Below are 24,948 nucleotides of genomic sequence, written 5' to 3' on the forward strand. Positions count from 1 at the left end.
CCGGTCGTGAGCGCCTCGCGCACTCAAGACCCAGCGGCGAAGCAGAAGACGCTGGCGTGGTTGCGCACCGTGTCGGGTGAGTTCGCCACGGCGACCATCAAGAAGCTCGACGAGACGCTGCCCTGGTACGGCTCCATGCCACCGGGGCGGCGTTCCGCCGTCGGCCTCGTGGCACAGGCGGGCATCACGTCGTTCATCAGCTGGTTCGACGACCCCAAGGCGACGCCCTGGATCGCCGCCGATGTCTTCGGCGCGGCACCGCGCGAGCTGCTCCGAAGCGTCAGCCTGCAGCAGACGCTCCAGCTGATCCGTGTGACCTGCGAAGTGGTCGAAGACCGCGTGCAAGATCGCGACAGCTTCCTGCGCGAGGCGATCCTGCTCTACTCGCGAGAGATCGCCTTCGCCGCGGCCGACGTGTACGCCCGAGCCGCCGAGGCTCGTGGCCTGTGGGACGCCCGTCTCGAAGCTCTCGTCGTCGACTCGATCCTGTCGGGCGAATACGACGACGAGCTTCCGTCTCGCATCGCGGCCCTCGGCTGGCACGGCCATGGAGCCGTCTCCGTGCTCGTCGGCACGGCGCCCCGCATGCTCGACGTCGATGTGCTGCGCCGGACGGCGCGCCACCTCGACGCCGACGTGCTCATCGGGGTGCAGGGCTCGCGGCTCGTTCTCGTGATCGGGCGCGCCGACTCCGACGACGCAACCGAAGGATCCGCCGGCTCGGCCTCCCCCGCCACGACTCCCCCGGCAGTGGCGTCGGGTTCTGCGGGCTCGACGAAGCACCACCCCACCTTCACCGAGATCGCATTAGCGCTTGAGCCGGGGTTCGGCGACGGGCCCCTGGTGCTCGGGCACGAAGTCCCCGGCCTCGTCGACGCCTCCGGCAGTGCCAAGGCCGCTCTCGCCGGCTTCGCGGTCGCGCGCTCGTGGCGCAACGCACCCCGGCCGGCGCAGGCCGACGACCTCCTTCCCGAGCGCGCCCTCGCCGGAGACCCCGTGGCGCGGTCGACACTCGTCAACCGCATCTATCGGCCTCTCAAGGCGCACTCCTCCGAACTGCTGGCGACCCTCTGGTGCTATCTCGACAACGGTCGATCGCTCGAGGCGACCGCCCGAGAGCTCTTCGTGCACCCGAACACCGTGCGCTATCGACTCAAGCGCGTCACCGACGTGATCGGCTGGGACGCCACCGGCGCGCGAGAAGCCCTCATTCTGCAGTCGGCTCTCATCCTCGGCTCGATCGCCGACCCGGATGCACCGACGAAGTCGACTCGCAAGGCACCGGGCGCCAAGTGATTCGACTCTCCCGTGTGACGACTTCGCACAACGGTTCCGCCGATTCTTGGTCGAGTCGCCACACCGCCCCGGTGCGAATGATTGGCAGGATAGACCGGTGATCGTTCTCGTAGCCCCCGGGCAAGGTTCGCAGACCCCCGGCTTTCTCTCCTCTTGGATTACCGACCCGACGCTCAAGGAGCAGCTCGAGCGGCTCTCTGAGGCCTCAGGCGTCGATCTCGTCGCCCACGGCACCACTTCCGACGCCGACACCATTCGCGACACCGCGGTGGCTCAGCCCCTCATCGTCGCTGCGGGGCTGCTCACGGCTCGTGCTCTCTTCGAGCGCGTCTCCCCCGGCGCCATCGCTGGCGTGGCCGGGCACTCCGTCGGCGAGCTGACCGCCGCCGCCCTGGCCGGTGTCGTCGCCGAGGCCGACGCCGTGTCTCTCGTCACCGTTCGGGCTCGGGCGATGGCCGAAGCGGCGGCCGCGGCCCCCACCGGCATGAGCGCCGTGCTGGGAGGCGACGAGGCGGAACTCCTCGCCCTGCTCGACGACCTGGGCCTCCAGCCCGCCAACTTCAACGGTGGCGGCCAGATCGTCGTCGCCGGCGACCTCGACGCCCTCGCCGCCCTGGCCGACGCGCCGCCGGCCAAGGCGCGGGTCATCCCGCTCAAGGTCGCCGGCGCCTTCCACACGCGCTTCATGTCGACGGCTGTCGAGCCGCTCCGCGTGGCGGCTGCGGGCGTCTCGGTGAGCGACCCCACTACCCGGCTCTGGTCGAACGCCTCCGGCGACGAGATCAGCGGGGGCCGTGAATTCCTCGACCTCCTCGTGGGCCAGGTAGCAAGCCCGGTTCGCTGGGACAAGACCATGGAGTCGTTCCAGGCGGCCGGTATCACCGGCCTCATCGAACTCGCTCCGGCCGGAGCCCTGACGGGCCTGGCAAAGCGCGGACTGCGCGCCCCCGACGGCGGCAAGCTTCCGACCGTCGCCATTACTTCACCCGACGACCTCCAGGCCGCCGTCGATCTGCTCGAGGGAGCTTCTGCATGACCAACCCGACACCCGCTCTGCTGCAGAATCCTCAGAGGCAGTTCACCCGGATCCTGAGCTTCGGCGCAGCCCGCGGCGACGTCGTCGTGCCCAACGCCGACATCATCGAGCCGATCAACTCGTCTGACGAGTGGATCCGGCAGCGCACCGGCGTGATCACGCGCATGCGAGCGAGCCGAGAGATCGACGCGATCGATCTCGCCGAGACCGCCTCCCGGGAGGCCATCGAGAAGGCGGGCATCGACCCCGCGAAGATCGGCGCCGTGCTCGTCGCGACGATCAGCAACACGGTGCCGACGCCGTCGATGGCGGCTTTGCTCGCCGAGCGAGTCGGTGCCAACCCGGCCGCCGCGTACGACATCAGCGCCGCCTGCGCCGGCTACACCTACGGAATCGCCCAGGCCGACGCGCTCATCAAGTCCGGAATCGCCGAGTATGTGCTCGTCGTGGGGGCCGAGAAGCTCTCCGACGTCATCGATCCGACCGACCGTTCGATCTCGTTCCTGCTCGCCGACGGCGCCGGTGCGGCGATCGTGGGGCCGAGCGAGACCCCCGGAATTTCGCCCACCGTCTGGGGCTCCGACGGGTCGAAATGGGAGACCATCGGCATGACCGCAACGACGCGCGAATACCGCGAGGGCGCGGGAGAGGTCGCCTGGCCGACTATTCGCCAGGAGGGCCAGACCGTGTTCCGCTGGGCCGTCTGGGAGATGGCCAAGGTCGCCAAACAGGCTCTCGAGAAGGCCGGAATCGAGGCGTCCGACCTCGCCGCCTTCGTGCCGCACCAGGCCAACATGCGCATCATCGACGAGTTCGCCAAGCAGCTCAAGCTGCCCGAGACCGTCGCGATCGGTCGTGACATCGAGACGACCGGCAACACGTCGGCGGCGAGCATTCCCCTGGCCACGCACCGCCTTCTCGCCGAACACCCCGAGCTGTCGGGCGGTCTGGCACTCCAGATCGGCTTCGGCGCGGGTCTTGTTTTCGGCGCCCAGGTGGTCGTTCTGCCCTGACCCCCGAGCACCTCGCACCCGCGGGGCACTCGAACCGGTTCCGCGCGCCGTGCACCCGCGTGGTAACCGTGCAATAAGATCTACCCGGTCACACCGTCACCCCCAAGGAGAGAAACAATGGCACAGTCCACCGAAGAAGTCCTGGCCGGCCTGGCCGAGCTCGTCAACGACGAGACGGGTATCGCCACCGACACCGTCGAGATGGACAAGTCGTTCACCGACGACCTCGACATCGACTCCATCTCGATGATGACCATCGTCGTCAACGCTGAAGAGAAGTTCGACGTCAAGATCCCCGACGACGAGGTCAAGAACCTCAAGACCGTCGGCGATGCAGTCAACTTCATCACCAAGGCGCAGGGCTAAGAGTCCTTCTGCTCGGCCCGCGTCCTCTCGACGCGGGCCGAGCGCTGTTTCCGGGGTGCTCCGCATCCCGACCACTTAGGAGACCACTGTGACCACAAGCACCCCCAAAAAGATCGTCGTCACCGGCATCGGCGCGACGACGCCCCTCGGCGGCACTTTCACTGCCAGCTGGGAAGCCCTGCTCGCCAAAGAGAGTGGCATCTCGACCATCGAGGCCGACTGGGTCGAGGCGTACGACCTCCCCGTTCGCTTCGCAGGTCAGATCAAAGTCAACCCGTCCGAGGTGCTCACCCGTCAAGAGACGAAGCGACTCGACCCGTCGAGCCAGTACGCACTCATCGCCGCCCGTGAGGCATGGGCTGACGCCGGCTCCCCCGATGTCGTGCCCGAGCGTCTGCTCGTCGACTGGGCGACCGGCATCGGCGGCATCTGGACTCTGACCGACGGCATGGACACCCTGCGCGAAAAGGGCCCCCGCCGCGTGCTGCCCATGACCGTTCCGATGCTGATGGCCAATGGCCCGGCAGCGGCCGTGTCGATGGACCTCGGTGCCCGCGCCGGAGCCCGCACGGTGCTCTCCGCGTGCGCGTCGAGCACCGAGTCGCTCGTGAACGCCTACGAGCACCTGCAGCTCGGCCACGCCGACATCGTCGTCACGGGCGGGTCGGAAGCAGCGATCCACCCGCTTCCCCTGGCCGCGTTCGCCTCCATGCACGCTCTGTCGACGCGTGCCGACGACCCGGCGACCGCCTCGCGTCCCTACGACGTCACGCGCGACGGCTTCGTGCTCGGCGAAGGAGCGGGAGCGCTCGTCCTCGAAACCGAAGAGCACGCCCTCGCCCGCGGCGCCCGCATCTACGCTGAGGTGTTGGGTGGCGGAGTCACGAGCGACGCCTTCCACATCACCGCGCCCGACCCCGAGGGCACCGGGGCCGCGCGCGCCGTCATCGAAGCGCTGAGCTCGTCCGACGTCGAGCGTGAGCAGGTCGTGCACATCAACGCGCACGCGACCTCGACCCCCGTGGGCGACGTCGCCGAATACCACGCTCTCCTCCGCGTCTTCGGCGACCACCTGCCCAACATCGCGATCTCGGCCACCAAGGCGTCGACCGGTCACCTCCTCGGTGGCGCGGGTGCTATCGAGGCGGCCTTCACCGTGAAGGCGCTGAGCAGCCGCACCGCTCCCCCGACGATCAACACGACGCAGACCGACGACGAGATCGACATCGACCTCGTCACGGAGCCTCGGGCTCTCCCCGCCGAGGGCGAGATCGTGGCAATCTCGACGTCGTTCGGGTTCGGCGGCCACAACGCCGTCATCGCGCTACGGAGCTGGCCTCAGGCGTAGCCGCACGCGCACGAAGGCCCGACCACCTCGCGGGGTGGCCGGGCCTTCGTCTTGCGTCCTCCCCGATGTCGAACGGGAGGGCACGTGAAGCAGCTTGCGGAGGGTCGACGCCTGTGTGCGCTAGCCGACCTTGTGCAACCACACGACGGGGTTGCCCTCGCTCGCGTGACGGAACGGCTCGAGCTCGTCATCCCACGCCTGGCCGAGAGCGAGACGCAACTCGCGGTGCAACTCGAGCGTGTTGGATCCTGCGATCTCCATCGCGTAGCGAATGCGATCTTCGGGGATGACCGTGTTGCCGGCCGAGTCGGTCTGCGCGAAGAAGACGCCGAGGTCGGGCGTGTGCATCCAGCGACCGCCGTCGGCATGGCTCGAGGGGTCTTCGGTCACCTCGTAGCGGAGGTGCTCCCAGCCGCGCAGGGCAGAGGCGATCTGGGCTCCGGTGCCTACCGGACCCTCCCAGAAGAACTCGGCGCGCAGGGCGCCCTTGAGCACGGGCTGCTCGCCCCACGAGAAGTTGACAGCCGTGCCGAGGGCGCGACCAGCAGCCCACTCGACATGCGGGCTCAAAGCTCTGGGCGACGAGTGGACGAAGAGCACGCCACGCGTCACCGCGGTGTTGGTTATTTCAGCCACAGTTTTCTCCACTCGATTAGGTGCGACTTCCCCATCGACCTGTGAGTGGAACAAACGTGGTACTTCGTGAAGTATGGCTGATGCGGCTGGGTAATGACAAGTGTGTGATTCCTGTGTGCCCGATCGGGGGTCAGATGCCTGCTCTCGAGGGCCGCGCGTGTATTGAGGAGCCCCGGCCGGCAGGAATTCAGGATCCGGCGCCGGCCCCGCTCACTACAGGAGCATCGCGCGCGGACTCAGGTGCATCCTCGCGTCTGCGTCCCGCGTTCAGGAGGAGCGGCTCTTCGCGCGCCTGAACTCAGGAGCACGGCGTCGGCGCACCTGAAGTCAGGAGCAGTCGAACGAGCAGACGACAACTCCGCGCGGCGGCACCCGAACCGGGGAGCCGCGAGTGGCTATTTCGCGTCGGCGTACGACTCGACGGTCGCCACCGTCACCGGAAAGCGCACGGGAGCCTGCCCGAAGAGCAGCCGCCCCGCCTCGGCGGCAGCGCCCTCGACCAGGGCGACCACCTCAGCGGCGACATCGGCGGGCGTGTGGACGACGACCTCGTCGTGCAGGAAGAACACGAGGTGCGGTGCGTCCGGGCCATGCCCGAACCGCGTGTCGAGCGAACGGCGGAGAGCACCCATCCAGCAGAGCGCCCATTCGGCTGCGGTGCCCTGCACGACGAAGTTGCGGGTGAAACGACCCCAGGCGCGGCGCCCCGCCCCGACGTCGCCGACGCCCACCTCGGGGGGCGGTGGCGCGAGGTCGTCGCCCGCTGCAGACGAGGGATCGGGCGAGGTTCGCCCCAGGAGTGTGTGCACCACGCCGCCGCCCTCACCGACCCGGGCCGCGTCTTCGACGAGCTTGATCGCCTTCGGAAAGGCGCGGGTGAGACGCGGCATGAGCCGCCCACCATCGCCCGAGGTGGCACCGTACATGGCGCCGAGCATCGCGACTTTCGCCTCGGCGCGGGTCGCCACGGCGCCGGACGCGACGATCCCCTCGTAGAGGTCTCCGGCGCCGGCACGCGCCATGGCGTCGTCGTGGGAGAGGGCGGTCAGGATCCTGGGCTCCAACTGCGAGGCGTCGGCGACCACGAGGGCCCACCCCGGGTCGGCCACCACGGCGCCGCGCACCGCCTTCGGCAGTTGCAGGGCTCCCCCGCCCGAGGTACCCCAGCGGCCGGTCGCTGCGGCGGCCGGGACGTAGTCGGGCCGGAAACGCCCACCCGCGACCCAGGCGTCGAGCCAGGCCCAGCCATTGGCGACGAGGAGGCGCTGCTTCTTCTTGTAGGCGAGCAGGGGCGGGATTGCCGGGTGATCGAGCTGCTGGAGCTCCCACTGCCGGGTCGTGCGTACCGCGAGCCCGGCGCCTCGCAGCGCCTTGATCAACTCGGCCGGCGAATCGGGGTTGAGGTCGGGCGTTCCGAGCTCGCGCCGGAGAGCCGCCAGATCAGTGAGCATCAGGGCAGGGCGCTGGCCAGGGTGCGGCTTGGGGCCGAGGGCGACCGTGAGGAGGGCGTCGTGCGTCGACGCCGACCACGGAATGCCGCGCGCTCGCATCTCGGCTGCGATCAGGGCACCCGTCGACTCGGCGGCGACGAGCAGTTCGAGCTGACCGCGCTGGGAAGAGGCTTCGATGGCCGCACGCTGCAGCAGGAACTCGCCGACCGGATCGGGCAGCGACTCGCGCTCGACGACGAACAGCGCGTCGGCGGCCACCGGCGGAGCCTGGCCGGCATCCCACGGGCCCGCACCGCCCCGATGAATCTCGGAGCCGATCGTGAACTCGGAGGCCCGCAGAATCGCGTGCGCGAGGCGCAGGTCAACGCATCGATCGACGTGGAGGCCGTCTGCGAGCAACTGGGGATACCACCGCGCGGTGTCGTCCCAGACCCACCGCGTGGCGACCGCTTCACCGCGCTCGATTTCGCCGGCGAGATCGGAGCCCAGGATCCGGCGCACCGACCCCGACCGAAGTGCCCCGGCCTCGTCACGCCCGATCACCGTCACCTCGATCGACTCGTCGGGCAGACGAACGAGACACGTGAACATTTGTTCGATTCTAGGTGGCGGGCGCGTCTGGACTGCTATTCGTGCAGGAGCGAGCCGTCTTTGGCGAGGACGTTCTTCTCCCCCGCTTCGATGGCCACGGCGAAGCGGTTCTGCTTCGGCGGGATGGGGCAGTTGAAGTTGTACGAGAAGGCGCACGGCGGCAGCACGGCGCGGTTGAAGTCGAGGGTGATGGTGCCATCGTCGTTCGGGGTCGGGAACAGGAAGCGCCCGACAGAGTAGGTCGAGTCGCCGTTGGTGGCGTCGCCGAACACCAGCTGCAGCAGGTCTCCGTCGCCCGCGGGAAAAGCGGCCAACTCGTAGTCGACCCCGCCACGGCTGAAGCGGATGAGGCCGGGCAGGGGCTTCGGACGGCTGAGGTCGAGGTCTTTCTGGTGTCGGATGTCGACCTCGGTTCCCTCCGCCGTCGGTACCCACGCGGCCGTCACGACCCACGACGGATCGAACGGGAATGCGTCGATGTCGCCGAACGCCTCGACGGCCTCGGCGGCGGGGTTCCAGACCCGAAGAGCGTAGGTGCTGCGGTCGTCGTTAGCGATCACAGTGCCGGTGGAGCCGTCGGCGAAAGCGATCGTCGAGGGGGTAATTGCATCGTCGCCCGAGACGTAGACCGTGCCGTCGACGGGATCGCCGTCGACGATGATGCCGTCGGCGGCCGCTGCGGTGACGGCGAGGCCGCCGAGACCCTTCGGTGCAGGAGCCCACCGCCCAGGCACCCCGTAGATCGGCTGCTCGGACTCGACCCACTGGGTGTTCGTCAGCGCGAGCGGGCCCTGGGGGCTCTGCGCTCGTCGAAGGCGTCGCTGGTGGAACTCGGCGAGGTCGGCCTCGGGGTCGGCTGCGTTGGTTTCGGCGGGGCTGCTGTCGGCGCTGCTCGTCTCAGTCATGATGGATCCAACGTAGAAGGTGCCCCCGACATTTCCGCCAGGACCGGCGCGTCACCACGCGGTGCCTGACAACAGGCAGTGCTTGACACCACCGATCGGCCGCGACACCGCCCATAGGCGGGCGTGCGGCCGACAGGTGGTGTCGGCGGTGCCTAGCTGTCGGCAGAGAGGCGCCGCAGCTGCTCCTCGAACGGCACGACGCCGTTGAACGCGTCGTCGCGAGCCGTCGAGTGACCCGAGACGAGATCGGCGAACTGGGCGCCCGCCCGAGCTACCCGGTCGGGCAGGGTGGTCGTGGTCTCATCGCCCGAGCCCCAATCCTCCGAGGCCGCGAACACGCCGAGCGGAGCGACGACCGCGCGGAGGTACGAGAACAGGGGGCGCAACGCGAAGTCGAGCACCATCGAGTGGCGGGCCGTTCCGGCGGTCGCCCCGATGAGAACGGGCGTGCCCGCCAACGAGTCCTTGTCGATCACGTCGAAGAACGACTTGAACAGGCCGCTGTACGACGCGGTGAAGACGGGAGTGACGGCGATGACGCCGTCAGCCGACGTCACGGCGGTGATGGCGGCGTTGAGCGCCGGCGACGGGAACCCGGTCAGCAGGTTGTCGGTGATGTCGTGCGCGAGGTCGCGCAGCTCGACGACGGTGACCTCGACCCGATCGCCGTGCTCCGCGAGGGAGCGGACGGTGGCCTCGGCCAGACGGTCGGCGAGCAGGCGTGTCGAGGAGGGCTGGCTTAGGCCGGCAGCCACGACGGCGATGTGCTTGAGAGGCATGGTGGCGGATCCTTGGTATCTAGAGCGCGGAAACAGCGAGGGCAGCGTCGCGCTTGGCGACCTGCGACGCGTGGGTGGGCGCATCCGGAACGTCGGAGGGGCGTCCGACGGCGAACTCGCGACGCAGCACCGGCACGACCTCGGAGCCGAGCAGGTCGAGCTGCTCGAGGACGGCCTTGAGCGGCAGTCCGGCGTGGTCGATGAGGAAGAGCTGGCGCTGGTAGTCGCCCACGTAGTCGCGGAATCCGAGCGTGCGGTCGATGACCTCCTGCGGGCTGCCGACGGTGAGGGGGGTCTGCGCGGTGAAGTCTTCCATCGAGGGGCCGTGACCGTAGACGGGCGCGTTGTCGAAGTAGGGGCGGAACTGCTTCACGGCGTCCTGCGAGTTCTTCGCCATGAACACCTGGCCGCCGAGGCCGACAATCGCCTGCGCGGCGGTGCCGTGGCCGTAGTGCTCGAACCGCTCCCGGTACAGCTTGACCATCTGGGCGGTGTGCGAGGCGGGCCAGAAGATGTGGTTCGCGAAGAATCCATCGCCGTAGTAGGCGGCCTGCTCGGCGATCTCGGTCGAACGGATCGAACCGTGCCAGACGAACGGCGCGACGTCGTCGAGAGGGCGCGGGGTCGCGGTGAAGCCCTGGAGGGGTGTACGGAAGTGACCCTTCCAGTCGACGACCTCCTCCGTCCAGAGGCGGTGCAGCAGGGCGTAGTTCTCGATGGCGAGGTTGATGCCCTGGCGGATGTCTTTGCCGAACCAAGGGTAGACCGGGCCGGTGTTTCCGCGGCCGAGCGTCAGGTCGATACGGCCGTCAGTGATGTGCTGGAGCAGTGCGTAGTCTTCGGCGATCTTCACCGGATCGTTGGTGGTGATGAGGGCGGTCGCCGTACTGAGCAGGAGCTTTTCGGTCTGAGCCGCGATCATGGCGAGAAGAGTGGTCGTCGAGGAGTTTACGAACGGCGGGTTGTGGTGCTCACCTGCGGCGAAGACGTCGAGGCCGACCTCTTCGGCATGCTTCGCGATCGTGATCATCGCTTTGAGGCGCTCGTGCTCGGTCGGCGTGATACCGGTGGTCGGGTCGGTGGTGATGTCGCCGACGGAGAAGACGCCGAACTGCATGCCGCTCTTGTTTTCCATGTTCTCACCCTACGTCATTTGTATGCGTCTGCATACAGTTGGGTTCAACGCGGTGGGGTCGGGTCTATTCCCGAGAGGCGGCAAACGTCGGTTTGGGCGGTGGCCGGTGTGCATTTGGCGGCACTCGCGGGCGCGGTTGGGGCCAGGCGCGGCGCGGGGCTAAGCAGCAGGGGGCAGAGCGAAGCCCTCCGCATCGAGAGGATGGGAGGGCGACGAGGATCCGGCGAAACGCCGCTCAGCTCTTCTCGCAGGCGATTCCGTCTTTGTCGGCATCGGACTTCTTGTTGGCGTTGTAGAGGGCAGTGTCGAACTTGACCTTGCCCTTGAGAGCCTTGTTGGTCTTGGTGCCGTCTTTGTGCTTGACGACGTTGTACTTCACGCCCTTCTTGGCGATGCCGCCCGAGTACACCTTCTTGATGGCGGTGCAGTTCTTGTATTCCTTGGCGGCGGGCTTGGCGAGGCGCGACGAGGTCGTGTGTGCCGCGGTCGTGCGCGTGCTCGTGGACGCTGTGCTCGCAGAAGTGCTTGCAGACGAGGTGCTCGCGGACGACGCCTCAGCAGCGACGACGACGGACGGCACGGCGATAGCCACGGTCAAGAAAGTGGCGGCGAGAGCCAGCCGGGGTGAGATCATGCCATGACGCTATCGACGCCGGGGTTCGCCCCCTAGTCCCAGAACGAGTAGCCCCCGTTCGGGGGCGTCCGCGAAGCCCGCTATTCGACGGGCGGGGCCAGCCGGAGGTAGCGCTCGGGCAACTGCACCATCGCGATGGGCCCGTGCAGCTCGGCCGTGTATTGCGGGGTGTCGAACTGGATGGTCCACACGCGGGACGATCCGCCGATCACCGAGACCGGCTGCCACGCGGATCCCCCGGGGCGCACGACCACCCCGGTCGGCCCTTCTGGAAAGGGTGAGGTCGGATCCTCGTCGGAGTCGACCACGTAGACCTGCGCCCCGATGCCGAAGCCGGTGTCGCGGGTGATGGGCGAGTCAGTCCCGCGGAGGCGTTTGCCGAACATGCGGCCATTCTCGCACCTGCTGTTGCTCGTGCACCCGTGCGGCGGGTATCGAGACTCCACGATGTGCCTATGAAGTGCCGTGCGCACGGGCAACTTCTGGAGTCTCGCGGCCGACGGGCTGGCTGAAGACGAGGATCCGACGGGGGCGGGTAACGGGGCGAGCGCCAGCTTGGGCGGCGGCGGACCTTCGGCATACGAGATGGCGTTGGGGGTGGGGTTAGGGGCTGCAATCGGCCGGAATCGCAGGCGGAGGGTAAGGCGGTCAGCTCGGCCCGCCGGGCGCTACGTGGTAGTCGGGTCAGGCGGAACGTCCTGCACCATTCGGCGGAGGGTCTCTTCGTCTTCGCGTTGCATGATCGCTCGCTCGACGTCGGTGAGAAGGGCGGGGTCGCGACTCCACCGGATCTGCCGCCAGAGGTAGGCGATCGCGTCACCCTCGGTCGCAAAGCGGTGGCCGGCAAAGGGCTTCTCGTAGACGTCGTCTCGACCGCCGTCGGCCATGACCGTGAATCCGTCACGGCAGTGCACGAGTGAGTACGAGGGACCGGCCGTGGCAGTCTGCCCGGCGACTGCGTTGACGGTGGTCACGACGGAGTGCGGGTAGAACCCGAGGCTTGCGATGCTCGTGCGGAGGGATTCGTAGTTCATCGCGGTGCCTCTCGTCCTGCTCGGATCGGCGCCCAAGTGTCGAGCGGGCTTAGTCGTGCCACTCGGTCCACGCGAGGTACCCCAGGAACGCCATGCAGGCGTCCTCTTCACTGTTCCAAACCTTCAGTTCGGATTTCTCCGAGCGTTCACCGGTGAAGTTCTCCCACACTCCGTCTTCATTCTGCGCAATGCAGTAGCAGCCCTCGGCATACGACCCCACCGAGACGAGACGGAGGTCGACGTGGGCCCTGGCCAATCGCGTCTTGAGCTTGTCGATGTTTATGAAGTGACTCATTGCAAGAGTGCGGAAGTGATGAATCGGTCTGATGTTGGCTTAATAACGACTACCTACCCCACTCCATCCAGGCGATACGCCCGAGATAAGCGAGGCAGGCGTCTTCTTCACTCGCCCAGACCTTTAGATCGTACTTTTGAGACCGCTCAAGAGTGAATGTTTCCCAGTCGCCCTCCGAGTTTGCCGCTATGCAATACATGCCATCGGCGGCTTCACCAAGTGAATACGAGTCGGGCTCTACTCCAACGCGCACTAACTGCGTTTTTAGTGAATCTAAGTTGTACAAATGGCTCACAGAACCAACCTCTCTGACGAACCATTGCTTGGAGAAACTATTCTCCAAGGAGTCCTCTGGTGTGCCCTACGGGAGAGATCAAACAGGTAACCGGGCCAGCTAGCGCCAGTCATTCCAAGCGATTCGACCGAAGTAAGCGAGGCAAGCGTCTTCTTCGTTGGGCCACACCTTGAGATCAAACTTCTGAGACCGTTCACCGGTGAACGTTTCCCATTCGCCGTCTGAGTTAGTCGAGATGCAGAACATACCCTCGCCATAAGAACCAATTGAATAGAGGCCCCTGTCGACGTCCGCCCGGGCCATTCGCGTCTTGAGCTTCTCGATGTTGAACAAGTTACTCATGTCTCATCTTTCGGAAAGGTGACGCACCCCGGGATGGGGTGCGAGGCCCTCCCCGCCTTTTCGGACCTGAGTCGGAGCCTCTGAATGTCTATGGCAGCAGGCGGTGTCTCGCAGGCCTTGCTTCGTCACGGGGCTAGAACGCGCCGGTCGTATTCTTCAAGGAACTTGTCTGGGAGACGGAGGCGGCACCACCGCTCAACGAGTTCCAGACTCGCTCGGATTGAGTCAGGATCAGGGTTCAGTGACGCTTTTTGACCGAGGAATTTGATCGTCGATAGGTTCGCTCCGGCAAGGACGGCCGCACCGAATGTGCCATATTCGTTATCAAGAACACATTCAAACTCAAAGCTCTCATACAGTACGCAGCTAACCGTCTGCTTCACAGAGTCGACTACTCGAGTGCTTGCTTTGCGGCCAAAGTAGCCGTAGACGAGTGAAATCAGTTCCTGGTGGGAAACTCGTGAGTCATTCATAAGGTACTTCCTTTATTATCCGACTGGATAAGCCATTAGCGTTGCCTTATCGAAGACGTATCCATGACTCTCCAAATGTTGTAGTTCTTGAAACAACATAGTTCCTCGGTAATCCATGGGATTGTGGCTGAAGACTATGGGCTTCCTAGCGGCGATTTGCTCGTCTAGGAACCGCGTATTGTAGAGGTCGAACATGTCGTCATCGGTGATCTTTTTACTCTTGGTAATCTTGCCCCACTGCTCCCCCAGCGAGAAGTAGGTGTGATCCGTACCAGCACGCATGTGGTAGCTGGCGGGGTTTGTGAGTCCCTCGAATTTACCTAGAAGGGCCTTGTCCGCGTCGGGGTTGTGGACACTTTGGGGGTAGGTTTTTTCGAAGAAGTTCTTGCGGAGCGTGTGGCCGGAGCGGTTTGCCGTGACTACCGCAAAGCGTTCGCTTCCAGCGACAGCATCGACCCCGTACTTCACGCCCTGCCCGAGGGTGCCGAAGGCAGCCCCGCCGATGAAGCCGGAGAGGGCGGCCTCGTTCAGATCGGCGCCGGGCATCGTGATTGCCGTCGAGACTGTGTTGAGGGCCGAGTTGCCGACACCCGCGACCACCGACTTGCCGGCGAAGGCCACCACGCGAACGGTCACCTGCTCGGAGATACCGGCGATGCGAGCGATGGATCCGGCGGCGACCGCGACCTCATCGACCACGCGGGCGACCGTCGCGGCGGCTTCGCCGATGATCGTCAGGATCCGGCTGACCGTGAACGTCACCTCGCCGGCGACGACTCCGGCGCCGACCACATCGGACGCGCCCGCCGTTACCACAGTCAGCAGCAGGGAGGCGCCGACGGTGGCCTCGATCTGGAACAGGAGATTGTTGAGCTCCTGCCGAGTCTGGGTGTGGACGCTCTCGATCTGGGCGGCGAAGTCGGTGCAGCCGGTGGCGATCGAGCGCGCCTCGGTGGCGAGCTGGCCGACCGCGGTCTGCACTTGGCTGATGGTGTCCCGGATCGACGGCATCTCGGGGGTGTCGGTGCCGTCGAGACCGTCGACGACGCGGGTGAGATCGCTCGACTTGATGGTGTCGAGACTGTCGGCGAGGGCCGTCCAGGCACTGGCGGCTGCGGTGAGCTTGCCGGTGTCGCCATCGGGCCACATCGTGCCGATGAAGTCGGCGACGTACTCGAAACCGGGGATGTCGGAGGCGCGCGTTCCACCCGACGACGAGGGCGGAGGCGCGGAGCAGACCGCTGACGGCAGGGAAGGCACGGTGAACCCGGGAGGTGACCCCGCCTGACCGGCGCTCTGCCAGTCGGCCGACGCGTAGTTGTATCCCGTGACCGCGAGCCCCGCCGAGACGGAACCGAGCACGGTCACGATCGAATCGAGGCCCCGCACGGCGTCGGCGGCGGCCGAGTCGTACGACTCCGACCACTTCTGGCCCGTCGGGTCGGAACCGGCCATGGACGAGGATCCCGACAGCGCCGATTGAAGCGACCCGCGGGCGGCGACAGCCGACTCCGCCGCCGACGAAGACGTCGTGGACGCGGTGACGAAGTCGGTCGCGTCGACGTCGAAGAGAACCCCGGCCATCAGCCCCACACCCCGCGGGTCGCCTCGGACGCGGCCGTGTAGTTGGCGCTCGAGTCCACGGCAGCCTGATGCATGATGGCGATGCCGGCCGCCATCTCGGCGGCACCGGAAGCCCACTCGGCGTGAAGGGCCTGGAACGAGGCAAAGGCCTCGCCGTCCCACGAGGCGGAGACCGTCTGGCGGATCGTGTCGATCTCGGTGAGCAGCGAGGCGCAGAATTCTGCCAACTGCGACAGCGTCACGACGGTCTGGTCGATCTCGGCGACGTCGGCGTGGAAACGGGGCATCAGCGGAGCCCGGCCGGGTCGGAAGGCGGTGTCGCGGATCCTTCGGTGTGGGGGCTTGTCGATGCTTCGCCTGCTGCGCCGCCACTGGCTGGAGTGGAAGAGACGACCGTCGACGAGACGGAGACCCGGGTCACGCTTGCCTCCGTCTCGGCGTACTCGACGGCCGCCTCGGCGAGGAGGGTCGCGATGCCACCCAGGGCATCGGCGACCTTGGCGGCGCCAGTCGACCAGTCGGTCCAGCCGGTGTGGAACACGGTGGAAGCCTCGCCCGTCCAAGACGACGAGACGAGTGCCTGGACCGTCTGGTCGGCCTGGGCGTGCCGAGCCGAGAACTCCTCGACCATTGCACTCACCCGCGAAGAGGCCTCGTGGACCGCCTCCGATGACACTGTGACATTAGCCACGAGTTCCCCCTCTGTTTCACTCCGCCGGACACACCGACGCGCGCTCCCTCGAGAGCGCGCGCGGGTGGGTCGGCCCTGATGGTGCCGACCCGGTTGTCGCTAGCCGCGGAAAGCGTTGGCGACGTTGGCCTCAGACTCGGCGTAGTACGACGCGGCCTTGCTGAGGAGGTCGGCAATGCCCGAGAGCGACTCGTTCAGCTTGATGCCGGCGGTGTTGAACTCGGTGTAGAGCTCGTTGAACGCGCTCGAACCGGAGCCTTCCCACTCGCTACCGAGGCTCTCGACGAGACTGCGGAGGTGAGCGAGAGTCGACTGGACGTCGCTCGAGCCGTTCGAAAGCTGGCTCGATGCCGACGCGAGGCTCTCGCTGGAAACCTTGTACTGTGCCATGACTGCCCTGACCCTTCTTCGGACGTGCCGCGCGGAGGCGAATCCCCCTGGAGTGTGACGACCACGCGGTAACGACGCTACACGCGGGGCGTTGCGCGCCACAACTGATTCGTGTGGGTACATGTGCCCCCGGTTTGCAACGGCGACGGCTTGCAAATTCGAAGGAGATTCGGTCGGAGGGGGACGACTTCATGCCGATCGGCGGGGGTCGGCGCCCAGTTTCTCCTTCAAATTCGAAAGCAGGGCGGGCGGCGCGAGCGGGGCAGCGCCCTACGGCAGACGCGTCGACCCGGTCGCAGTGTCGGGAGTGCGGATCGTGCGGATGGACGATGTGTGCGTCTTGATCGTGCGGATCGACGACGTGACGAGGGTGGGAATCGACGTCGTGATTGTCTGGATCGACGTCGTGATCACCGGGATGCTCGTGGTCGACAGGGTCGCCTGCACGTGGCCATGCAGCGGGAAGCCCTTGCGCGCGACGACGACCACGCCGAAGCTCGCGGCGAGCACGACGGCGGCCGCCAGCGGCAGCGCACCGAGACCGGCCGACCCATACACGACACCACCCGCTGCGGCACCGGCGGCGATGCCGACGTTCGAGGCCCCGTTGATCAGCGCGCCCGCGATGTCGGGGCTCACTCCCCCGGTGCGGATCGCCGCGGCCATGAACAGCGTGCCGGTCGTGCCGTTGGCCGCCATCCAGATGCCGGCGACGACGAACGTGCCGACCAGCGACCCGTGCACGAACGGCAGTGCCGCGAGAGCGAGAGCCATGACGGCCACGGCGACGAGCAGGGTCTGGCGCGGGGCTCGGTCGACGAAGGATCCGGCCGCGAGGAGTCCGATGATTCCGGTGCCACCCAGAACGAGGAGCGCGCCACCGATGGCGTCGTGGCCGAGCCCAGCGCCCTCGAGGTACGGCCCGACGTAGGTGTACACGACGTAGTGGCCGGCGAAGAGCAACAGGTCGGCGACACCCACCGCGAGGAGGCCGGAGCGGGCCCACGATTTGGGGGATCCTAGGTGGGGTTGTGCTTCGCCCCGCACCGAGGGCAAGAAGGCGACCGCGACGAGAGCGAGCACGGCCGACGCGACGGCGACCCCGCCGACGGCAAGCCGCCAGCCGCTGTGCTCGCCGACCGTGGTCGCGAGCGGCACGCCCAGCACGAAGCCGAGCGAGCTGCCGGAATAGACGAACGCGATTGCGCGGCCGGCCAGGCGCGGCGGCACGATCCGGGTGGCGTACGCCGACGCGACCGAGAAGAACAGAGCGTGCGCGACACCGCCGATGACGCGGCCGGCGCAGACCACGGCGAACGTCGGGGCGAGGGCGATCAGGAGGTTCGAGACCGCATACCCGCCGAGCGTCGCGATGAGCACGGCTCGCCGGGGAAAGCGCGAGGTCGCCACGGTGAGCGGCAGTGCGAGCAGCGCGACGGCGAGCGCGTAGACGGTGACCACGAGGCCCATCTGCGAGACGCTGACGCCGAGGTCGGCACTCATCGGTCCGAGGAGGCCGACGGGCATGAGCTCGGTGGTGATGGCGAAGAAGGTCGCGAGGCCGAGGACGGCGATGCCGATGACGGCCTTCGGGGTCAGGGTGTGGGCCTGGTCGCTGACGGACCGGACGGCGCCGGTTCGGGTGGGCAGGGTTCGGACTGACCCGGTGCGCGCGGGTGCTGTGGTGTCGGACACGGGTCTCCTCGGGTGCACGACAAAACACGAGCGCTGCTGCACTCGATCGGACCCTGTCGGGGCCGGGCGTCTCGCCGTGGACTCTGTTTCTGCGATCGTGCCTCGGGGTTGGCCGCGAGGCTGAAGCGATCGACTTTCGGATTGGATGGACAGACCACTCCACGACGAGTGACGTGTATCCAGTCTGACACGCACCCCCTCCCCCGGCGCAAGGCACCCATCCTGGGCACTCCTGCACTTATTGGTATTTCACAGGTAGCTGCTCTGGGGTTGATCGCCCCACGGGTTGGTGAGTGTCCGCGATCTGCTGATGATCGCGACCGAGGACTAGCCGATCGTGGACACTCACGGGAGCCCGACGAGAGGCGGGGCTACTGGGAGGGGATGTCGGCGACGCAGAAGCGCTGGGCGCCAGCGGTCGAGAGATCAGCCCGCGACGTCGGCACGGTCGGGTGCTCGGTGGCCTCGGCGGTGCTGCGGACCACGAAGCAGGAGGCGTCGGTCAAGCCGAGGCCCGACTTCGGCACGAATGCCTGGCGTCCGCCCTTGACGAAGCGGGTGACGTCGATGGTCGTCGACGCCTTCGTCGTGACCGAGACCGAGTAGGGCACGTCGGGGCCGTTCCACTGCAGCACGTAGTTGTTGCCGCCGTCGAGCACGGTGAGACCCTCGACGGCATCCGGCCCGCGGAGTACGTGCTGCAGCACGAAGAAGGCGGCGACACCGAGAAGGATCACGCCGGCCGCGATCAACGAGACGATGAACGCGGGCTGCTTGCGGAGCGGTGGGGTGCTGTCGTCGACACCGGGCTCGGGCAGGAGATCCGGGAGCGTTTCAAGCGTGACCGCCGACGGGGAGCCGATGCCGGAGACAAGCCCGGCGGATGCGGCGGAACCGATGACGCGGTGGGTGAGAGCGGTGACCTCGCGTCGAGGAGCGACGGCGACCGCGGTCGGCGCCAGCGCGGCGGGTGCAGCGACCGGGGCAGGAGGGGCGGCAACAGGTGCAACCGGGGCAGGCACAGCCGGGGCGGGAGCAGCCGGGGCAGGCGCAACCGGCGCGGAAGCAACCGGCGCAGGCGCAACCGGAGCGGCAGCAGGCGGCGCCACCGGCAGCACGCGCCGCGGAACGGCTCGCACCTCGGGAGCGGCGTCGACAGGCGTCTCGACGCGAGCACGGCGACCGCGGGGTGGAGCACCGGCGGGACGCACCGGGGCGCCGGTCGGGCGGACGGGTCGGCGCGGATCCTGGGATTGGTCGTCTGTTGCCACGGAATCCCCCTTCACGCTGTCGTCGCTCGTCTCGAACGACCCCGATGCTAACCTACGGGTGTTCCCGCCCCGGGTCGACAGGATCCCGGCGAGACGCACGAAGCAGGGCGAGCACACAGATCGGCGGGGGTTCGATTGTCTTTTGGCCGTCGACGGCGCCGTTTCGGTCGTGGCCGTGTGCGGTTCGCGGCGATCGTGGTCGCAGCTCTCGCCCTCTCGTCCGGGCTCGTGCCCGCGCATGCCGCGGTCAGCGACGACGTGCTCAGCATCCCCTTTCGCGGCTCCCAGCAGAGCGCCCTGCCGAAGGGCTGGACGGTCACGGCGTGCCCGACCGGACGCACTCCCGATCTCGTCACGGTGCGCTGTGACGACCGGAACGTCACCTTCGCTGCCGCCGGTTACGACCGCGGTGTCGGCACGCAGAAGGTCGTGATCGCTCTGAGACGAGGATCCGAGACCCGCGCCGAGACCTACCGAGTCGCCCTCGCGCCCCCGACTCTCTCGGCACCCGCCCCCGCGTTCCACGACGTTCCGCTGGCGCAGGGGTCGCTCGCCACGATCCCCTACTCGGAGCTGCCGGCGACCTGCGCGAGCTGCACGACGACCGGGCCGACGTTCGCCGGAGCCACCGTCACTCCGGCTCGTGCCGGGGCCGCGAGTTTTGGCCCTCGCGGCATCGTGTTCCAGTCGGCACCCGACTTCAGCGGGCGGGCGACCATCCACTACCGGATCGATGACCCGGTCGGCCAGCGGTCGGCGCCCACGAGCGTCGAGGTCGCGGTCGTGCCGGGGATGACGCACGCGCCGACGATCGCCGGTGCCGCGGCGCGAACCGCCAAGAACGCGGCGGTCTCGGGGTCGGCCGTGGCCGACGACACGGTGGCGAGCGGCTACCCGATCACCCTGAGCCGCTGCGGACAGCCGCAGAACGGCAGCGTCGAGTGCAAGGCCGACGGCACGTTCGTCTACCACCCCGACACCGGCTTCACCGGCATCGACCAGTTCTCGTACTTCGTCTACGCCGACCGCAGCGGCGACCAGGCCGTCGGCTCGGTCGTCGTCGGCGTCGGCCGCTCCTCCACAGACAACCCGGCCCGCGCCCTCGCCGCCGAGCCCTCCCGCGAAGCGGTCTCGCCGCTGACGCCGCCCCGCGACACCGACCGGAACGGATGACCCCGTGCGCTTGACCTTCTCTTCACCGGGTGACCCCCTCGGATCCTCGGATCTCGTCGTCGACGCAGAGCCGACCGTGTCGGTGGGCGAGCTCGCCGAGGCGCTCGGGGTGCCGGTCGCGTCGGTGGCTCCGGGGCAGGATCCTGCCGTGCCGGCGACCGAGGTCGGCCTACTCGTCGGAGCGACCATCCCGAGCGCGGAGCCCGTGCTGCTGCCGGTCGGCGCGGTGCGGCTCGAGGTCGTCGGCGGGCCGTTCTCCGGTGAGGTCGTCGGGCTTCCGGCGGGATCGGTCGCGACGCTCGGCAGCGACGCCGGTCAGCTCGTGCAGATTCTCGACCCCGCTTTGCTGGCGCAGCACGCGACACTCACGGCGGCACGCGAGAATGCGACCCCGGCCGCACCCGGGTGGGGGCAGGCCGCTCCCGTGTCGATGATCGTGGAGCCCTCGAGCGACGACGCCGTGGTCACGGTCAACGGCCGGCACATCGACGCGCCGACGACAGTCACGGGCGACGACCTCGTGCAGCTCGGTTCGAGCGTGCTCCGGATCGGCCGGCAGCCCGCGCGGAACGCCGACGTCTCCCCCGACATTCTGGGGCGCCTCGCCTACAACAGGGCCTCGCGAATCCATCCCGCGCCGACGACGCCCGTCGTGACGCTGCCGGGCGACAAGCCCACGGCGGCCGAGAAGTCGCCGGTGCCGTGGCTCGCGGCGATGCTGCCGGTCGTGATCGGTGTCGTCATGGCGTTCGCTTTCCGCACCCCGGTGATGCTCGTGATGGCGGCGGCCTCGCCGATCATGGTGATCGGCAATAACGTGACGAGCCGGCGCACCGCGCGCCGCACGGGCAAGCGGACGATCGAGAAGTGGCGCTCCGAGGTGGTGGCGGCCCGCGCGGCGATCGAGGCGGCAGCGGAAGAACAGCGAGCTCGCGGCTGGGCCGACGCGCCCGATCCGGTGGCGGTGGACGACATCGCGACAACGCCGACCGACCGGCTCTGGGAACGCCGGCAGGGCGAGCCGGACGCGCTCACGGCGCGAATCGGGGTCGCCGAGCTGCCGCTGGAGGCCGACTATCAGGGCGCGGGCACTCGATCCTCGTCCGAGCCGTTCCGGGCCGGTGTCTCTCCCGTGCCCGTCTCGGTCGACCTCGCCCGAGGCGTCGTCGGTATCGCCGGCCCGCGGGCTGTCGCTCTGAGCATCGCCCGCACCCTCGTAGTGAACCTCGCGGTGACGCGGTCTCCCCGTGACCTCGGCGTGATCCTGCTGTGCGATCAGGCGTCGGAGGCCGACTGGGCCTTTACCCGGTGGCTCCCGCACGTCGAGGCGGCCGACGGGGCGCTCGCCCTGATCGGCAACACGTCCGACACGCGGCTGGCCCGACTCCGCGAGCTCGGCTCTCTGATCGAGGGGCGCCGTGCGGCCCGTGGTTCGCGCTCGGACGTGCGGTTCGACACCGACGTCGTCGTGGTGATCGATCAGGCGCGGACGCTCCGCACCCTGCCCGGCATGGTCACCCTGCTCGAGCAGGGGCCGGCCCTCGGCGTGCACGTCGTAGCGATCGAAGACGACCGGTCGCGGCTGCCGCAGGAGGCGGTAACCGAGATCCTCGTCGATCCGGCGGCCCCGACACTCGGTCGCGTCGAGTCGGCGACCGCACCTCACGCGCGCGTCCTGCTCGACAGCACGACAGCCCAGCGCGCCGACCGGATCGCTAGAGCCCTGGCGCCCATCGTCCACGTCGGCGGAGTCGGCGACGACAACCTGCTGCCCGCGTCCGTCCGCTTCGCCGAACTGCGCGGCATCGACCTCGACGACCCCCAGCCGATCGTCTCCCGCTGGTCGTACGCACCGCGCGAGACGCGGGCCGTCGTGGGCGCCTCGGCCGACGGTGAGTTCGCGATCGATCTCGCGAGCGACGGCCCCCACGGCCTCGTCGCCGGAACGACCGGCGCGGGCAAGTCGGAGTTCTTGCAGACCCTCGTCGTCTCGCTGGCTCTCGTCAATCGCCCCGACGCGCTGAACTTCGTGCTCGTCGACTACAAGGGCGGCTCGGCCTTCGCCGACTGCGAGCGACTGCCGCACACGGTCGGCCTGGTCACGAACCTCGACGGCCGTGAGACGGAGCGCGCGCTCGAGTCGCTCGACGCCGAACTCAAGCGCCGGGAGCGAGTGCTGAAAGACCTCGGCGCCAAAGATGCCGATGCAGCCTGGGACAAGGATCCGGCTGCCGCGGCAGCCCGTGGCCTCGCCCGTCTCGTCCTGGTCATCGACGAGTTCGCCGAGCTGAAGACCGAGCTGCCCGACTTCGTCAACGGTCTCGTCCGCATCGCCCGGGTCGGTCGGTCGCTCGGGGTGCACCTCATCCTCGCCACGCAGCGCCCGGCCGGGGCGATCACGCCCGAGATGCAGTCGAACACCAACCTCCGGGTGGCTCTGCGCGTCACCGACCGCGGCGACTCGACCGATGTGCTGGGATCGCCCGAGGCCGCGTCCATCTCGACGTCGACGCCCGGGCGCGGTTATGCCCGCCGCGGGGCGGGGGCCGCTCCGGCTGGATTCCAGACGGCGCGTGTCGCCGGACGCCGCCCGGGAGTGCAGGCCTCTTCGGCCGATGCGCCGCGGGTGGTTACCCGCTCGTGGCGCGACGTGGGCCTTCCCGTGGTGTTCCCGAAGCGGGCGTCTCACGCACGCCCGATCGATCACGACGACACCGATCTGCGCGCGCTCGTCGATGTGATCTCGTCAGCCACGGAGGCGCTCGGCGTGGCCAAGAACCCCTCCCCGTGGCTCGACCCTCTGCCGACGGCGCTCGATCTCGCGCATCCGGCGCTCGACCGTTCGCTGGTGGCCGCCGGATCCGTGATCCTCGGTCTCGAAGACGTCCCGTCGGAGCAGACGCAGCGTCCGCTGACCTGGAGCCCCGCCGACAACTCGCACCTCGAGTTCGTCGGTGGCGCCCGGTCGGGCCGCACCTCGGCGCTCCGGTCGCTCGTCGCGCAGCTCGCCGAGCACAACTCCCCCGACGACCTGCACCTCTACGCCATCGACTTCGGCAACGGCGGGCTCGGACCGATCCGTGACCTGCCGCACACCGGCGCCGTCGTCACGCCCCTCGAGTCGGGCCGACTGCCACGCTTCATCCGCCGTCTCGGCGACGAGATCGGACGCCGCCAGAACCTGCTCTCGCGCGGGTCGTTCGGCGACGTGCGCGAGCAGCGGGCGGCCGTGCTCCGCCAGGAGCGTCTGCCCTACGCCGTGGTCGTCATCGACGGGTGGGAGCGGCTGACGAGCGACCTGGGGGCCGACGCCATGGTCTCGTTCCGCGACGAGATCGTGCGGCTGCTTCGCGAAGGCCCCGCGGTCGGCGTGCGCCTCGTGATCGCCGGCGACAGAGCGCTCATCAACGACAAGGTCTCGGCATTCATCGACACGAAGTACCTCCTGCCGATGACCGACCGCGAGGACTACCGCACCGCCGGCATCCCGGTCCGCGGCCTGCCCGCCGAGATCCTGCCCGGGCGCACCTACTTCGGCACGCCGCTGCGAGAAGCCCAGTTCGCTCTGCTGCCCGGCGGGCCGTCGGGCGAGGCGCAGAGCGCTGCGTTGCGCGCGGTCGTCGCGGCGGTCGTAGCGTCGGTCGCGTCGGACGCGTCCGCGACAGGGGAAAGCGCAGGATCCGGCGACACCACCGCCGACATCGGCGCACAGATCCGCCCGTTCCGCGTCGACGTCCTCCCCGCCGAGATCGGCCTCGAGGCCGCGGGTGGGCTCCTTCTCAAGGCGGACGGCCCCGGCTCCGGCCTCGGATCCGGGAGCGTGCCCCGCTCGGCCGTCGTGCTCGGCGTCGGGGGCGACGAGCTGTCGCGCTACGCCGTCGACGTGCTCGAGAACCGCGGGCTGATCGTCGTCGGCGACCGCCGCACCGGGCGTTCGACGACTCTCGCGCTCGTCGCGACGCAACTCGCCGCGGCAGGACTCCCGGTCGTCGCGGTCGCTCTGCGCGAGTCACCCCTGCGCGATGCGGCCCGGTCGCTCGGCATCCCGCTGATCACCGACGCCGACCTCGCCGGGGCCGCCTTCGACGAGGTCGTCGCGCCCGCCACGTCGTTGCTCGAGAGCGTCGGTGCGGTCGTCGCCCTCCTCATCGACGACGTCGAGACGCTCAAAGACACCGCCCTTGAGCGCGAGGTGCTCGATGCCCGGGCCCGCTTCGCGTTCTTGGTGTCGGCGCACGTCGACGAGGCCGGCGGACTGTTTCGCGGACCGTTCCCCGAGGCTAAGAAAGCACGCCGCGGGATCCTGCTGTCCGCCTCGACGGCGATGCACGGCACCCAGACGTTCGGTGCTCCGCTGCCCCGGTCGTTGCAGGGGCAGGCGGCTCCCGGCCGCGGTGCGCTGTTCTGGGAGGGCGGGTACGTCGAGGTGCAGGTGCCGCTGCCGCTGCCGCTGCCTCTGCCGTAAGGGGGCGCTTTGTGCGGCGCGGCCTTCGGTCGAGGTGAGTGGGCCGGTTC

Annotated in this window: 23 protein-coding genes; 7 read left to right on the plus strand and 16 right to left on the minus strand. The window is 68.4% G+C overall.

Going from position 1 to position 24,948, the window contains the following annotated elements; genetic code table 11:
- Positions 1-6: 6 nt before the first annotated feature.
- The 5 genes from EDF39_RS14200 (at position 7) to EDF39_RS14220 (ending at position 5,059) form a co-directional block, all read left to right on the plus strand.
- Entirely contained in the window at positions 7-1,296 is a 1,290-nt protein-coding gene (locus EDF39_RS14200; RefSeq protein ID WP_123944058.1) for a CdaR family transcriptional regulator, read from the plus strand.
- A 97-nt stretch (positions 1,297-1,393) separates the two neighbouring features.
- Positions 1,394-2,332 carry an ACP S-malonyltransferase gene (locus EDF39_RS14205; RefSeq protein WP_123944060.1) on the plus strand — a complete coding sequence of 313 codons (939 nt, stop codon included), beginning with the start codon at positions 1,394-1,396 and terminating at the stop codon, positions 2,330-2,332.
- Positions 2,329-3,345, plus strand: a complete 1,017-nt coding sequence (locus EDF39_RS14210; protein WP_055958208.1) for a beta-ketoacyl-ACP synthase III — start codon at positions 2,329-2,331, stop codon at positions 3,343-3,345. Before EDF39_RS14205 ends, EDF39_RS14210 begins: the two co-directional genes overlap by 4 nt.
- A gap of 117 nt (positions 3,346-3,462) precedes the next feature.
- Positions 3,463-3,711 carry an acyl carrier protein gene (locus EDF39_RS14215; RefSeq protein WP_055958210.1) on the plus strand — a complete coding sequence of 83 codons (249 nt, stop codon included), beginning with the start codon at positions 3,463-3,465 and terminating at the stop codon, positions 3,709-3,711.
- 88 nt (positions 3,712-3,799) lie between these two features.
- Positions 3,800-5,059 carry a beta-ketoacyl synthase gene (locus tag EDF39_RS14220; protein WP_055958213.1) on the plus strand — a complete coding sequence of 420 codons (1,260 nt, stop codon included), beginning with the start codon at positions 3,800-3,802 and terminating at the stop codon, positions 5,057-5,059.
- Positions 5,060-5,179: 120 nt separating this feature from the next.
- Here EDF39_RS14220 and EDF39_RS14225 read toward each other — a convergent pair whose 3' ends face one another.
- The 16 genes from EDF39_RS14225 to EDF39_RS17530 all read right to left on the minus strand — a co-directional run bounded on the left by EDF39_RS14225 (position 5,180) and on the right by EDF39_RS17530 (position 19,260).
- Positions 5,180-5,695 carry a DUF3145 domain-containing protein gene (locus EDF39_RS14225; RefSeq protein ID WP_233573134.1) on the minus strand — a complete coding sequence of 172 codons (516 nt, stop codon included), beginning with the start codon at positions 5,693-5,695 and terminating at the stop codon, positions 5,180-5,182.
- 395 nt (positions 5,696-6,090) lie between these two features.
- Positions 6,091-7,737, minus strand: a complete 1,647-nt coding sequence (locus EDF39_RS14230) for a bifunctional 3'-5' exonuclease/DNA polymerase (protein ID WP_123944062.1) — start codon at positions 7,735-7,737, stop codon at positions 6,091-6,093.
- A gap of 35 nt (positions 7,738-7,772) precedes the next feature.
- On the minus strand, positions 7,773-8,642 hold the full coding sequence (locus tag EDF39_RS14235; RefSeq protein ID WP_123944064.1) for a DUF1684 domain-containing protein: 870 nt from the start codon (positions 8,640-8,642) through the stop codon (positions 7,773-7,775).
- Between the two features lie 152 nt (positions 8,643-8,794).
- Positions 8,795-9,421, minus strand: coding sequence for an FMN reductase (locus tag EDF39_RS14240; protein ID WP_123944066.1), 627 nt, complete (start codon positions 9,419-9,421; stop codon positions 8,795-8,797).
- A 19-nt stretch (positions 9,422-9,440) separates the two neighbouring features.
- Positions 9,441-10,538, minus strand: coding sequence for an LLM class flavin-dependent oxidoreductase (locus tag EDF39_RS14245; protein WP_123944259.1), 1,098 nt, complete (start codon positions 10,536-10,538; stop codon positions 9,441-9,443).
- A 253-nt stretch (positions 10,539-10,791) separates the two neighbouring features.
- Complete coding sequence (locus EDF39_RS14250; protein WP_123944068.1) at positions 10,792-11,190, minus strand: excalibur calcium-binding domain-containing protein; 399 nt, start codon at positions 11,188-11,190, stop codon at positions 10,792-10,794.
- An 80-nt stretch (positions 11,191-11,270) separates the two neighbouring features.
- Positions 11,271-11,576: a hypothetical protein gene (locus EDF39_RS14255; protein WP_123944070.1), complete on the minus strand. Its 306-nt coding sequence runs from the start codon at positions 11,574-11,576 to the stop codon at positions 11,271-11,273.
- Positions 11,577-11,858: 282 nt separating this feature from the next.
- Positions 11,859-12,224 (minus strand): hypothetical protein, encoded by a 366-nt coding sequence (locus tag EDF39_RS14260; protein ID WP_123944071.1) that lies wholly within the window; start codon positions 12,222-12,224, stop codon positions 11,859-11,861.
- Between the two features lie 49 nt (positions 12,225-12,273).
- Positions 12,274-12,519 (minus strand): hypothetical protein, encoded by a 246-nt coding sequence (locus EDF39_RS14265; protein WP_123944073.1) that lies wholly within the window; start codon positions 12,517-12,519, stop codon positions 12,274-12,276.
- Positions 12,520-12,913: 394 nt separating this feature from the next.
- The gene (locus EDF39_RS14270; RefSeq protein ID WP_123944075.1) at positions 12,914-13,156 is read right to left on the minus strand and encodes a hypothetical protein; all 243 of its coding nucleotides are present in this window, start codon (positions 13,154-13,156) and stop codon (positions 12,914-12,916) included.
- A 488-nt stretch (positions 13,157-13,644) separates the two neighbouring features.
- Entirely contained in the window at positions 13,645-15,213 is a 1,569-nt protein-coding gene (locus tag EDF39_RS14275; RefSeq protein ID WP_123944077.1) for a methyl-accepting chemotaxis protein, read from the minus strand.
- Positions 15,213-15,500: a WXG100 family type VII secretion target gene (locus EDF39_RS14280; protein WP_055958235.1), complete on the minus strand. Its 288-nt coding sequence runs from the start codon at positions 15,498-15,500 to the stop codon at positions 15,213-15,215. The genes EDF39_RS14275 and EDF39_RS14280 overlap by 1 nt, the downstream gene beginning before the upstream one ends.
- Positions 15,500-15,904, minus strand: coding sequence for a WXG100 family type VII secretion target (locus EDF39_RS14285; protein ID WP_084815876.1), 405 nt, complete (start codon positions 15,902-15,904; stop codon positions 15,500-15,502). Before EDF39_RS14285 ends, EDF39_RS14280 begins: the two co-directional genes overlap by 1 nt.
- Before the next feature lie 99 nt (positions 15,905-16,003).
- Positions 16,004-16,294, minus strand: a complete 291-nt coding sequence (locus tag EDF39_RS14290; RefSeq protein ID WP_055958241.1) for a WXG100 family type VII secretion target — start codon at positions 16,292-16,294, stop codon at positions 16,004-16,006.
- A gap of 270 nt (positions 16,295-16,564) precedes the next feature.
- A complete protein-coding gene (locus EDF39_RS14295; RefSeq protein ID WP_123944079.1) occupies positions 16,565-17,989 on the minus strand; it encodes an MFS transporter in 1,425 nt (474 codons plus the stop codon).
- A 371-nt stretch (positions 17,990-18,360) separates the two neighbouring features.
- Positions 18,361-19,260 (minus strand): hypothetical protein, encoded by a 900-nt coding sequence (locus EDF39_RS17530; RefSeq protein WP_158613235.1) that lies wholly within the window; start codon positions 19,258-19,260, stop codon positions 18,361-18,363.
- A 135-nt stretch (positions 19,261-19,395) separates the two neighbouring features.
- On the opposite strand from EDF39_RS17530, the gene EDF39_RS14310 reads away from it, so the two are divergent.
- Both EDF39_RS14310 and EDF39_RS14315 read left to right on the plus strand, forming a co-directional pair.
- The gene (locus EDF39_RS14310; RefSeq protein ID WP_158613236.1) at positions 19,396-20,433 is read left to right on the plus strand and encodes an Ig-like domain-containing protein; all 1,038 of its coding nucleotides are present in this window, start codon (positions 19,396-19,398) and stop codon (positions 20,431-20,433) included.
- A gap of 4 nt (positions 20,434-20,437) precedes the next feature.
- Positions 20,438-24,898: an FtsK/SpoIIIE domain-containing protein gene (locus tag EDF39_RS14315; RefSeq protein ID WP_123944085.1), complete on the plus strand. Its 4,461-nt coding sequence runs from the start codon at positions 20,438-20,440 to the stop codon at positions 24,896-24,898.
- Positions 24,899-24,948 lie beyond the last annotated feature (50 nt).

Source organism: Frondihabitans sp. PhB161 (genome assembly GCF_003814635.1).
Classification (GTDB): Bacteria; Actinomycetota; Actinomycetes; order Actinomycetales; family Microbacteriaceae; genus Frondihabitans.